The sequence below is a fragment of the Chitiniphilus eburneus genome, assembly GCF_005048205.1.
Lineage (GTDB): Bacteria > Pseudomonadota > Gammaproteobacteria > Burkholderiales > Chitinibacteraceae > Chitiniphilus > Chitiniphilus eburneus.
This window is the reverse complement of record NZ_SUMF01000002.1, coordinates 138,604-150,746: the sequence shown is the minus strand read 5'-3', so window position 1 is coordinate 150,746 and position 12,143 is coordinate 138,604. Positions and strand designations below refer to the sequence as shown.

At 62.9% G+C, this 12,143-nt stretch carries 11 protein-coding genes and 1 tRNA gene; 4 read left to right on the top strand and 8 right to left on the bottom strand.

Annotated features, from left to right (window positions below):
- Positions 1–63: 63 nt before the first annotated feature.
- On the bottom strand, positions 64–612 hold the full coding sequence (locus FAZ21_RS03290) for a hypothetical protein (RefSeq protein WP_136771854.1): 549 nt from the start codon (positions 610–612) through the stop codon (positions 64–66).
- Between the two features lie 260 nt (positions 613–872).
- Between FAZ21_RS03290 and FAZ21_RS03285 the strand changes: the two genes are divergently transcribed.
- Positions 873–1,412 carry an NADPH-dependent FMN reductase gene (locus FAZ21_RS03285; protein ID WP_211243350.1) on the top strand — a complete coding sequence of 180 codons (540 nt, stop codon included), beginning with the start codon at positions 873–875 and terminating at the stop codon, positions 1,410–1,412.
- Positions 1,413–1,637: 225 nt separating this feature from the next.
- On the opposite strand, the gene FAZ21_RS03280 is transcribed toward FAZ21_RS03285, so the two are convergent.
- The 3 genes from FAZ21_RS03280 to FAZ21_RS03270 form a co-directional block, all read right to left on the bottom strand.
- Positions 1,638–1,713 (bottom strand) — tRNA-Ala (locus FAZ21_RS03280).
- Positions 1,714–1,764: 51 nt separating this feature from the next.
- Positions 1,765–4,506, bottom strand: a complete 2,742-nt coding sequence (secA, locus tag FAZ21_RS03275; protein WP_136771852.1) for a preprotein translocase subunit SecA — start codon at positions 4,504–4,506, stop codon at positions 1,765–1,767.
- A 122-nt stretch (positions 4,507–4,628) separates the two neighbouring features.
- Entirely contained in the window at positions 4,629–5,516 is an 888-nt protein-coding gene (locus tag FAZ21_RS03270; RefSeq protein WP_136771851.1) for a M23 family metallopeptidase, read from the bottom strand.
- A 98-nt stretch (positions 5,517–5,614) separates the two neighbouring features.
- Between FAZ21_RS03270 and FAZ21_RS03265 the strand changes: the two genes are divergently transcribed.
- Positions 5,615–5,983, top strand: coding sequence for a DciA family protein (locus FAZ21_RS03265; protein ID WP_169307227.1), 369 nt, complete (start codon positions 5,615–5,617; stop codon positions 5,981–5,983).
- A 347-nt stretch (positions 5,984–6,330) separates the two neighbouring features.
- Entirely contained in the window at positions 6,331–7,155 is an 825-nt protein-coding gene (locus FAZ21_RS03260) for an undecaprenyl-diphosphate phosphatase (protein ID WP_136771849.1), read from the top strand.
- A 57-nt stretch (positions 7,156–7,212) separates the two neighbouring features.
- Here FAZ21_RS03260 and FAZ21_RS03255 read toward each other — a convergent pair whose 3' ends face one another.
- Positions 7,213–8,646 carry an NAD-dependent succinate-semialdehyde dehydrogenase gene (locus FAZ21_RS03255; protein ID WP_136771848.1) on the bottom strand — a complete coding sequence of 478 codons (1,434 nt, stop codon included), beginning with the start codon at positions 8,644–8,646 and terminating at the stop codon, positions 7,213–7,215.
- A gap of 226 nt (positions 8,647–8,872) precedes the next feature.
- On the opposite strand from FAZ21_RS03255, the gene FAZ21_RS03250 reads away from it, so the two are divergent.
- On the top strand, positions 8,873–9,256 hold the full coding sequence (locus FAZ21_RS03250) for a YidB family protein (protein ID WP_136771847.1): 384 nt from the start codon (positions 8,873–8,875) through the stop codon (positions 9,254–9,256).
- A 57-nt stretch (positions 9,257–9,313) separates the two neighbouring features.
- Here the strand turns inward: FAZ21_RS03250 and FAZ21_RS03245 are convergent, their stop codons facing one another.
- The 3 genes from FAZ21_RS03245 to FAZ21_RS03235 all read right to left on the bottom strand — a co-directional run bounded on the left by FAZ21_RS03245 (position 9,314) and on the right by FAZ21_RS03235 (position 12,142).
- Positions 9,314–10,567, bottom strand: a complete 1,254-nt coding sequence (locus FAZ21_RS03245; RefSeq protein ID WP_136771846.1) for a hypothetical protein — start codon at positions 10,565–10,567, stop codon at positions 9,314–9,316.
- A 79-nt stretch (positions 10,568–10,646) separates the two neighbouring features.
- The gene (locus tag FAZ21_RS03240; protein WP_136771845.1) at positions 10,647–11,708 is read right to left on the bottom strand and encodes a glycosyltransferase family 2 protein; all 1,062 of its coding nucleotides are present in this window, start codon (positions 11,706–11,708) and stop codon (positions 10,647–10,649) included.
- Positions 11,709–11,743: 35 nt separating this feature from the next.
- Positions 11,744–12,142, bottom strand: a complete 399-nt coding sequence (locus FAZ21_RS03235) for a GtrA family protein (protein ID WP_136771844.1) — start codon at positions 12,140–12,142, stop codon at positions 11,744–11,746.
- Position 12,143: the final 1 nt, after the last annotated feature.

The window sequence follows — 12,143 nt, the reverse complement described above, 5'->3', positions numbered from 1 at the left end:
GGCATTGACGAACTACGCCGACTTGCCGGTACGAGTTGGCTCAATGGCGCTTAGGGCTCGGCGTCATTGAGTATCTTCGGGGCGCAGTGTCGAGTATGACCAGACGAAGCTTTCCAGCAGCGCGCTGGCGTCCGCATCGAACTCCTGTCGATAGTGGTGTTGATGCGGGAACGGGATGTCCGCGTCACCTGAAGTAAATCCGAGCGTATTGAGTTCCGCAGAGAATTTGGCGAGCGGACCGTACGCGAAAAGCTGATTGTGCCTATCCCAGACAATGGTGGCTTGCTCGGCCGGGGAATGCGCCCAAATGTCAAACCGCGCATCGGAGGACAAATAGCCGCCGAACCGCTGCATGAATTCCTGAAACTGCCCCAAGGAAATTGCCGGGCTCTGATAGCGGCCGGCATCGCCCTCGCCCCGAGGCGTGTGAAGTACGTAGAGCAGGAAATACGGCGGTTCCAGGCAACTGACGAGGTGTGTGAAAGGGGTGGGATTCCCGTCCGGTACACCGGCCAGGATTCGGGAGCCTCCATCCAGGGAAGAAATACTGTAGACCGCCTCGTGTGAGTACGGTGCCCAGCTATCCGCGACGGCATGAGATAACTTGTGCATTGAGCGTTGGCGTTGCGGAGTCGATAGTGGGTTGCAGCGAGAAGCCCCACATGGCGATGCAAGGGGATGAGGGGGACCGGGCGAGCCTAGCGCACCCGGAGTACGGCGGGCAAGACGCGCCAAATCGCGACGCCATGATTGGTGGCGAACCCCCCGTTTCCACGGCAGCGTCCAGCTCATTCAGACGAAGCGTCTGTCGCATGGCGGCAATTCGATACATCATGCGGCCATAACCGTACATGGAGTTCCAACGCAGGTTCATGAAAATACTCGCGCTCTCAGGCAGCCTTCGGGCGGCATCTCACAACTCCGCGTTGCTACGTGCCATGGCGCGCTTGGCGCCACGCGGTGTCGAGGTCAGTGTTTACCCGGGGCTCGGTGAGTTACCGCTCTTTAATCCGGATCTGGAAGCCAGTGATCCATTGCCGGTGGCAACGCTGCGTTCGCATATCGTTGCTTCGGATGCATTACTCATTGCCAGTCCGGAATATGCCCATGGGGTCACCGGGGTCATGAAGAACGCACTCGACTGGATGGTGGGATGCGAAGCCTTTGTTCATAAGCCCGTTGCACTTCTGAATGCATCTCCTCGCGCGACTCATGCGCAGGCGGCGCTACGCGAGACAATCTCGGTGATGTCTGCCCACATCGTCGAAGGGGCATCCATTACCGTGCCAATTCTGGGCTCAAAGCTCACTGAGGACGGCATTGCCGATCACACGGAGATTTCTGCTTCTTTGCGCATGGCACTTGCAGCGCTATGTGATGCAGTCTCGCGTGGAACGTACCAGGGCGAGTAAACCCAGGTGGGGCGGTATTGCTCGATAGGATGTGGCGCAGCAAAAACGGGACCTTGAAGGTCCCGTTTTGATGGGTATTGCCTGATTTCCAGGCAAACCAATGGGCCTGCACCGTGGCGGTCGATCAACCCGGCATGTGATCAGAGGCGCAATAAAGCAACAAGCGGCCGTCTGGCCGCTTGTTGCTTTATTGCATACCGACTGCATGCAGTCGGCTTTTGTGTCTGGTGGACCGAAGGAGGATCGAACTCCCGACCTCCGCATTGCGAACGCGGCGCTCTCCCAGCTGAGCTATCGGCCCAAGAACCGCAACGATAATGAAGCGCCCGGCGAACGTCAACCGGGCGCGGGGTCAGCCGAGCTGACCGTGGCAGTGCTTGAACTTCTTGCCGGAACCGCAGGGGCACGGATCGTTGCGGCCCACGCCGGCGTATTGCACGTCCGGGCCGCCCTGTGCGTGCATCGCGGCCAGGATGGCGGCCTTGATCTTTTCTTCGTCGCCGGAGGCCAACAGTGCTTCCATGTCGGCGTGCTGGAACTGCATTGCCGATTCCGGAACCGCGAGCGGCGCCACGGCGTCCACATCGGCCTGCGAGCGGACCTCGACGTTCATCACGATGCGTACCACGTCGCGCTTCACGGTATCGAGCAGGCCCTGGAACAGTTCGAAAGCTTCGCGCTTGTATTCCTGCTTGGGGTTCTTCTGCGCGTAACCACGCAGGTGAATGCCCTGGCGCAGGTGATCCAGGCCCGACAGGTGTTCGCGCCAGCTATGGTCCAGATGCTGCAACAACACCGCGCGTTCGAACTGGCGGAAGGTGCCTTCGCCGGCTTCAGCCACCTTGGCATCGTAGAAATCGCTGGCCAGTTTCTGGATGCGGCCCTTGATGGTTTCGTCCGACAGCTCGGGTTCGTCCTTCAGCCATTGCGCCACCGGGGCATCCAGGCCGTATTCGGACAGTGCCTTTTCCAGGCCCGGCAGATCCCATTGTTCTTCCATCGCGTCCGGCGGGACGTGCTGTTCGAACAGATCGTCGAAGAACGCATTGCGCATCGCGGCGATGGTGTCCGCCACGTTGTCCGATTCCAGCAGTTCGTTGCGCTGGGTGTAGATGGCCTTGCGCTGGTCGTTGGCGACATCGTCGTATTCCAGCAATTGCTTGCGGATGTCGTAGTTGCGGCCTTCCACCTTGCGCTGTGCGGATTCGATGGCGCGGCTGACGATGCCGGCTTCGATGGGCTCGCCTTCCGGCATCTTCAGCTTGTCCATCACGAAGGCGACGCGTTCGCCGGCGAAGATGCGCAGCAGCGGGTCTTCCAGGCTGAGGTAGAAGCGGCTGGAACCCGGGTCGCCCTGGCGGCCGGAACGGCCACGCAACTGGTTGTCGATCCGGCGCGATTCGTGGCGTTCGGAGCCGATGATGTGCAGGCCGCCGGCCGCCACCACCTTTTCGTGTTCGATCTTCCAGTCGCCGCGCAGCGCGTCGATGCGGCTGCGGCGGCTGACTTCGTCCAGCGCCTCGTCCTGCTCGATCACACGGATGTCGCGCTCGATGTTGCCGCCCAGCACGATGTCGGTACCGCGACCGGCCATGTTGGTGGCGATGGTGACCTGGCCGGGACGGCCGGCCTGGGCGACGATCTCGGCTTCCTTGGCGTGGTGCTTGGCGTTGAGCACGTTATGCGGCACGTTGCCTTTTTTCAGCAGTTCCGACAATTGCTCGGACTGCTCGATGGAGGTGGTGCCCACCAGCACCGGCTGGCCGCGTTCGACGCAGCCCTTGATGTCGACGATGATGGCGTTGTTTTTTTCGGCGGTGGTCTTGAACACCTGATCCTGGCGATCGTCGCGGATCATCGGGCGGTTGGTGGGGATGATCACCGTTTCCAGGCCGTAGATCTGCTGGAACTCGTAGGCTTCGGTATCGGCCGTGCCGGTCATGCCGGCCAGCTTGCCGTACATGCGGAAGTAGTTTTGCAGCGTGATGGTGGCGAGCGTCTGGTTTTCCTGCTTGATCTCGACGCCTTCCTTGGCTTCCACGGCCTGGTGCAGACCTTCGGACCAGCGACGGCCGGACATCAGGCGGCCGGTGAATTCATCGACGATCACCACTTCGCCATCCAGCACCACGTATTGCTGGTCGCGCTGGTACAGCGCGTGGGCACGCAACGCGGCATACAGGTGGTGCATCAGGCTGATGTGCTGCGCGCCGTACAGGCTGTCGCCCTCGGGCAGCATGCCCATTTCGGTCAGGATGGTTTCGACCTTCTCGTGGCCGGCTTCGGACAACAGGACCGAGTTGGCTTTTTCGTCCACCCAGTAGTCGCCGTCGCCTTCCTCGGTTTCCTGCTTGGCCAGTTGCGGCGGGATGGTATTCATCCGCACGTACAGGTCGGTGCTGTCCTCGGCCGGGCCGGAGATGATCAGCGGGGTACGCGCTTCGTCGATCAGGATCGAGTCCACTTCGTCGACGATGGCGTACGACAGTTCGCGCTGAACGCGTTCGCCGGGCGAGAACACCATGTTGTCGCGCAGGTAGTCGAAGCCGAATTCGTTGTTGGTGCCGTAGGTGATGTCGCAGCCATAGGCGGCCTGCTTGTCGTCGTGGGGCATCTGGCCCAGGTTCACGCCGCAGCTCAGGCCCAGGAAGTTGTACAGCCGGCCCATGGTGCCGGCGTCGCGTTGCGCCAGGTAGTCGTTGACGGTGATGACATGCACACCCTTGCCGGCGAGGGCGTTCAGGTAGGCCGGCAACGTGGCGACCAGCGTCTTGCCTTCGCCGGTGCGCATTTCGGAAATCTTGCCCTGATGCAGGGCGATGCCACCGATCAACTGTACGTCGAAGTGGCGCATGCCCAGGCTGCGCTTGGCGCCTTCCCGGCAGACGGCGAACGCTTCGGGGAGCAGGGCGTCGAGCGATTCGCCCTTGGCGATCCGCTCGCGAAACTCGTCGGTCTTGGCTTTCAGCGCTTCGTCCGACAACGGTTCGATCTGCGCTTCCAGCGCGTTGATTTTGGCGACGATGCTGCCGTATTGCTTGAGCAGGCGATCATTGCGGCTACCGAAAACTTTCTTGAGCAGAGTCGAAATCATGTCCGTTGCCAGCTTCCCGCTATTGGGCGGTGTTTTTAGTTAGAACAACGGCGGTAGGGATAACCCTCCGCCGCCTGTGCACGTTGTCTCCAGATGGGGTGTCCCGTCTGGATTTCCATCCCTCAATCGCTGACCGCCACCGCAGTCTGCGCCGTAATCGCTTCCGGCTTCATGAACCGCAACGGATTCTGGGCCACGCCCTTGTAACGGATCTCGAAGTGCAGATGCGGCCCGGTGGAGCGGCCGGTACTGCCCACCTCGGCGATCTTCTGCCCGGCGGCGACCTTGTCCCCAACCGCCACCAGCAAACGGCTGGCATGGGCGTAACGGCTGGTCAAACCATTCTCGTGGCTGAGGTCGATCATATTACCATACTGGGGGTGGCGGGCCGCGTAGACCACAGTGCCCGCGGCGGCGGCGTGGATCGGGGTGCCGGTCGGTCCGACGAAGTCGATGCCTTCGTGGAAGTTCTGCCGCGCGGTGAAGGGGTCTATGCGCCAGCCGAAGCTGGAGGACTGCAAGCCCGTGGCCAGTGGCGCGCGCGTGGGCAATTGCCAGCCTTGCGGGCGCAACAGCACGGTTTCGGCCAGCGTCATGTGGTCCAGATAGGCGTCAGCCTGGTCGGTGGATTGGCTCAGCAAATGTGAGACATCGCCAAAACTGAGCGAACGGTCGGGCTTTTCCAAGCCGCCCGTCGGCGCCGGCTGGTTGGAAAGGAAGGGTTTGACGTCGATACCGGTTTTCAGGCCAACCTGGCGAGCAAGGCCGTCCAGGCGTATCAGCTTGGCCTGCAACTCGCCCAGCTTGGTGGCCAGAACGTCGAGATCGGCGCTTTTCGGCGGCTGGCTCAGTCTGAACAGGCGTGGTGCTTCGCCCTGGCGCAGCAACATGCCCATGCCGACACCGACGGTACCCGCGCCGATGGCGATCAGCAGGCCGACGGTCGCCAGCGAATACGGTCCCAGGTGCAAGGCGCTGGAGAACCGGTTTGAAACCAGAATAATATTCATCGAACTCCCCCTCTCATGCCTTCTTCTTGATGCCAGCCCGTTCTTCGAAACCAAGGTTTGTCGGCCAGAACCGGCAGTTGTCGCGACTGGTGGCGCAAGTGGACGAACTCAATCGTCTGCTTGCCACAGTGCGCGGCACCTTGCCGCCCGCGCTGGCCGCCACCTGCATTGCCGTGGCGCTGGAAAACGGGGTGCTTCAAGTGGGCGTGACCTCCTCGGCGGCGGCCGCGAGGTTGAAGCTCTCGGGGGAAGCCATCGTGCAGGCCGTGTGTCAGGCTGGCTGGCACGCTACCGCAATCCGTCCGCGCGTGCAAGTTGAGTTACGGCAACAAAAAGCGATTCGCACCAAGGACTTAAGTATTCCCGCCGCCGCCGTCGAAGCCTTTGGGCAGCTTGCTGAAAGGCTGGATGCCGGACCGTTGCGGGAGGCGGTGCTGCGACTGGCGAAACGCCACGGTGGTCGCTAGAGCACGCCTTACAGTCGTGGGCTCATCAGGTGTTGTGCCGATTTTCGGATTCCAGTGATCGACCGCTGCGCGGAAGGTTCTTCGGCACTCGCATGACACAAAAAAATGCCGGGCTCTGCGGGAGCCCGGCAATCAGGGAGGAGATGAGCAAAATGCGGCGTCGCTCGGGGGAAGCGACGCTGAATCGCACACGGGATAAGAGTGGGGTCGATCCGGCGAGTTCCCAGCCGCGTCGTGAAAATTTACTGTGTCACTGCCGTGCTTTTCTGGGCCGGCGCCGCGCATTGGCGGGTCTTGTTTGGCCGCTATAATGCGCCCTCCTGACGACTCCCCCTGGCGTTCTCCGTATGGATATCTTGCTGCTGTTGAAATCACTGATCATGGGCCTGGTGGAAGGGGTGACGGAGTTCCTGCCCATTTCCAGTACCGGCCACCTGATTCTGGCCGGCGATCTGCTGAACTTCCTTTCCAAGGAAAAGCGCGACGTCTACGAGATTTTCATCCAGTTGGGTGCCATGCTGGCGGTGGTCTGGGAATACCGCGCCAAGATCGGCCATACGCTGGCGCGCGCTGGGCAGCCGGGGTCCGAGCGCAATCTGCTGCTGGCGGTGCTGATCGCCTTCGTGCCCGCCGCCATCCTGGGCAAGCTGTTCAACGAACAGATCAAGGCCGTGCTGTTCAACCCGGTGCCGGTGGCGATTGCCTTCATCGTCGGCGGTCTGGTGATCCTGTGGGCGGAAAAGCGCCAGCACACGGTCACGGTGGAAACCGTGGATGACCTATCGTTGAAAGACGCGTTGAAAGTGGGTCTGTGCCAGTGCCTGGCCTTGATTCCGGGTACCAGTCGCTCCGGTGCGACGATCATCGGTGGTTTGTTTTTCGGCCTGTCGCGCAAGGCGGCGACCGAGTTCTCGTTCTTTCTCGGCATTCCCACGCTGGGGGCCGCATCGCTGTACAGCCTGTACAAGCACCGCGACGCGCTCGACGTCGGCGATGCCGGTGTGTTCGCAGTCGGCTTCATCGCCTCGTTCGTATTTGCCTTCATCGCGATTCGCGCGTTGATCCGCTACGTATCCAGCCACACCTTCATTCCGTTCGCGTGGTATCGCATTGCGTTCGGCGTGATCGTATTGCTGACCGCCTGGACGGGCATCGTCGACTGGTCGATCTGAGCTACGGATCAAGACAAGGGCTGCCTCGGCAGCCCTTTTTTGTCGGTGGATCGCGCTTCAGATGGCCAGGCACAGGTATTTCAGTTCCAGATATTCCGTCAGCCCATAACGCGATCCTTCGCGGCCGAATCCACTTTGTTTCACGCCGCCGAACGGCCCTACCTCGTTGCTGAACAGTCCCGTATTGATCCCGACCATGCCGTACTCCAGCGCTTCGGCAACGCGGAACACGCGCGAGATGTCCCGGCCGTAGAAATAGGCCGCCAGCCCGAATTCGCTGGCATTGGCCAGGGCGATGGCTTCTTCCTCGGTATCGAATTTCACCAGGGCCGATACCGGCCCGAAGGTTTCTTCGCGGGTGATCAGCGCATCCGGTGGCACATCGGAAAGCACCGTCGGTGCATACCACGTTCCGCCCAGGTGTTCCCCGCCGGTCAGCAGGCGTGCGCCTCGCGCCGTGGCGTCGGCCACGTGCCGCGTCACCTTGGCGAGTGCGGCTTCATCGATCAGCGGCCCCTGTTCCACGCCGTCTTCCAGGCCGTTGCCCACCTTCAGTTGCGCTGCGCGTTCGGCCAGTCGGGCGGCAAAGCGGTCATGGATCGTCGCCTGGACGTAAAACCGATTGGCGCAGACACAGGTCTGGCCGCTGTTGCGGTACTTGGCCGCGATGGCGCCTTCCACCGCTTCGTCCAGATCGGCATCGTCGAACACGATGAAGGGCGCGTTGCCGCCCAGCTCCAGCGACAGTTTCTTCAATGTTGGCGCGCACTGCGCCATCAGGATTCGCCCGACTTCGGTGGAGCCGGTGAATGAGAGCTTGCGCACGGTCGGGTTTTCCGCGAGTTCCGTGCCCACTTCGCCAGCGGGGCCGGGTACCACATTGAACACGCCGGCCGGCAGCCCCGCGTCGATGGCCAGCGCGGCCATCGCCAGCGCGGTCAGCGGTGTCTGGCTGGCGGGCTTGACCACCATGGTGCAGCCCGCGGCCAGCGCCGCGCCGGCCTTGCGCGCAATCATCGCCGCCGGGAAGTTCCACGGTGTGATCGCCGCACAGACGCCGATCGGCTGCTTCAGCACCAGGATGCGACGGTCGGCTTGCGGATGTTCCAGCACGTCGCCGGCGATACGGCGGGCCTCTTCGGCGAACCACTCGATGAAGCTGGCCGCGTAGGCCACCTCGCCCTGGCTTTCGGCCAGCGGCTTGCCTTGCTCGCGGGTCAGCAGCGTGGCGATGTCGGCGCGACGCGCCATCAGCAGTTCGTACCAGCGGCGCAGGATGGCCGCGCGCGACTTCGCGGGCGTGGCGCGCCAGCCGGGCAAGGCGGCTTCGGCCGCGTCGATGGCGGCGCGGGTTTCGGCGCGACCGCAGCGTGCCACGTTGGCCAACACCTCGCCCGTGGCGGGGTCGGTCACGGCAAAGCGTGCCGTGGTGGCATGCCAGCGTCCGTCGATCAGGGCGTCCTGGCGTAGCAGGTCTGAGGCAAAGGTCATCGTCGTGCAATCCTTGGCAGTTTGTCCGGGTGCCTGGCCGCGCGTCGGCGCGTTTTCCGCTGGTGCGGATATTGTCGGGGTTGCGCCAGCGGTGCCGCGACCAGGTTTTATAGTGGGTCGTCCCTCCACGGCACGTTCGTCTTCGTCACGGACGAAGATCGCGTGCCGCGAGGATTGGAACGATGTTACGCCCCGGTATGGCGGGGCCAAAATCAGGAGAACTCACATGCTGGAGCAACTGGGTGGTTTGCTGGGGGGGGGATCGGGCGTCACGAGCCTGGTCTCCGATCTGTTGCAGCGCGAAGGCGGCGTGGCAGGGCTGGTCGAGCGCTTCCAGGCCGGTGGCCTGGGTGATGTGGTGCAGTCGTGGGTCGGCAGCGGCGGCAATCTGCCGGTTTCGCCCGAGCAGATTCAATCCGTGCTGGGCAGCGATGTGGTGCATCAACTGGCCGAAAAAGTGGGGCTGGACCCGCAGGCCGTGGCCGGGCAACTGGCGGGTGCGTTGCCGCAACTGGTCGATAGCCTCACGCCGGACGGCAAATTGCCGGCCGCGGGCGGTGGCGATGCCCTGAGCCTGGGGCTGGGCGCCCTGGGCAAGCTGTTCAGCTAGGCGACCGATGCGCCGCCGGCACGGCGCATCGGTGTCGGTTGGGCTGGCCGCGCCGGATCAGCCTTTGCCCGCGGCAAGATCCGTGTCGCCGTCGAGATCGATCTCGGCGGCTTTTTCTTTCAGCCATTCCTGCCACAGGATATTGCCGGCCAGCAGCAGTGTCGCCACCGGCTTTTGCGCCACGAAGCAGTAATAGAGGAAAGGCGAGGTCGCCAGCATGGTTTCGCCGCTGACTTCGGCGGTGAAGCCCAGCACGGTGCGGAACAGCGCATAGCTGGTCGGCAGCGCATACATCGCGGTGATCAGCAGCATGAGCGGTGTACGGTACAGATGGGGACGCTGACACCACAGGTAGGCCAGCACCGGGATCAGCAGCGTGGCGTGGTAATCGTGGCCGCGTGCGTACACCAGGAAGAACCACAGCGTGACCAGCGATACCGCCAGTTCCAGCGGTTTACGGCGCAGTGCGATGGCGCCGGCCAGCGTGACGATCGCGCCGAGCGCATAGCGCAGATAAAGCTGCGTGCCCGGTTGCATCATCTCGCTGAGGAACGATGCCATCGACTGTTCCTGGTTCCAGCGCGGGACGTTGTACTTGAGGAACTGGCTGCCGATCTCGAAGAACGGGGCCAGCGTTGCGTTGTGCCCAAGCTGGATGCCCTGGTCCAGCGAGTAACTGAGGAAGAACCACGGCACATAACCCAGCAGCAACGCCACTCCGATCACGGCGACGGTCTTCCACATGCCGCGCACCAGCAGCACCAGCCCGGCCGGGCCGAGCAGCGGTTTGCCGAAGGCGCTGACGATGAAACCCACCGCCGGATTGCGCGGGCAGAGAAACACCAGCATCAGCGCCAGTACCGCCAGGCTGTGGTATTGCCCCTGGTAGTAGAGCACGTACATGGGGAAGAAAAAGCCCAACAACGCGAACAGGATGTGATCACGCCATTGGCCGCCGCGGAAGGTATCGGGGTCGCCTGCCGCGCGGCGCGCGAAATGCACCAGGATGAACAGGTGCAGCGCGAGGTTGAACAGGTTGAACAGCCAGTAGCCCACGAACGGGGACAGATAGGACAGCGGCAGGCCGGGGAAGACGCACAGGTTGGGATGCGTGACCCACTGCGTGGCCCAGGGGCCGTAGTAGGAATAGGTTTCGGCGCTGGTGAAGACGTTGGTGCCGTGGCGGATGGCAAGGCCGCAGCGTGGCAGGGTGAAATAGTCGTAGCCCCGGAACACGCTGTCCGAGTTCGGGCTCAGGCGGTGCAGTAGCCAGAATGCCTGGCTGAAGAACAGCGCCAGCGCGCAGGTCAACCCGGTCCATAGTGGACGAAAAACGAGGGTTTGCCGGAGCGTGGCGGGCCGGTGGGGCCAGGTTTCGGTATCAGACCCGTTAGGTAGGGTCCTCCACCAGGTGGCGAGGTTGGTCATCTTCCATTTCCCTTCGAGAGAGCGAACCCGCTTCTGACGAGCGGTGTCCGTGGTTGCGCGCGGGCTTCCAGCCCTGCGCGAAATACAGTGGACGGCCCTTCGTCTCATCGAAGATGCGTCCCAGGTATTCGCCGATTACGCCGATGAAGAACAACTGCACCCCGCCGAGGAACAGCATGGTGACCATCAGTGTGGGATAGCCGCGCACCGCTTCGCCCATGAACAGCGTCTTACCGATGATCCAGAGCCCGTCCAGGAAGGCGAATGCGGCGGTGAGCAGGCCCATGTAGGTGGCGATTTTCAGCGGCCCGATGGTGAAGGACGTGATGCCCTCCAGCGCGAAGTTCCACAGCTTCCAGTAGTTGAACTTGGTGTCGCCGGCCGCGCGCGGGTCGCGGCGGTAATCCAGTGCGACCGACGGAAAACCGACCCAGGCGAACAGGCCCTTCATGAAGCGGTGCTGCTCGCGCAGCTTGAGCAGCGCATCGACCGCGCGCCGGCTCATCAGGCGGAAGTCGCCGGTATCGCGCGGGATCTTCACCTTGCCGGACAACTGGTCCATCACCCGGTAGAACGCGGCGGCGGTGGCTTTTTTCAACGCGCTTTCACCATCGCGATGCGTGCGACGCGCAAACACGGTGTCGAAACCCTCGGCGGCCTTGGCCAGCATGTCGGGGATCAGCTCCGGCGGATCTTGCAGATCGGCATCGATCATCACGATCCAGTCGCCGGTGGCATGGTCCAGCCCGGCGGTCATGGCGATTTCCTTGCCGAAATTGCGTGACAGATCCACCGATGCCGCGCGGCCGTCGCGCGCGCACAGATCGTCGATGATGCGCTGGGTGCCGTCGCGACTGCCGTCGTTCACATAGATGACCTCGCAGCGGTAGTCGGACAGCGTGTCGAACACGGCGGCCAGCCGCGCATGGAAGGTGGCGAGAACGGCCTCTTCGTTGTAGGCGGGTACCACTACCGACAGCAGTGGCGATGCGGCGGGGCCGATAGGCAGGCAGGCGTTTTCCATGGAAGCCTCTTGCGAAAGGAAGGAGGCCGGCGGGTTCATCCCCGGCTGTCCTTCAAAGCCGGCTCGCGATGGGCGCGGAACACCCAGGCGCGGCTGCCGAGGTAATGGGCGATGAAGCAGACCACCGTGGATATGGCTTGTGCCAGCAGGTAGTGCCAGTGCCCGTGGTCGACCATCAGTGCCATCAGCAAGGCATTCAGCCCCCACAGGCCGAGTACCAGCGCGTAATAGCGCGGTGCGGTAACGCGGTGCGCCTGCCGGCTCTGGAAGGTGTAGGCCCGGTTCAGCACATAATTGACCAGCGCGCCGGCGATCATGCCGAGGGTGGACGCGAGCACCACTGGCATCGCCAGCCGCACCAGCAGCCACAGCACGGCGAAGTGCGCGGCGGTGCCGGTGGCGCCGACCAGGGTGAAGCGGACCAGTTGACGCATC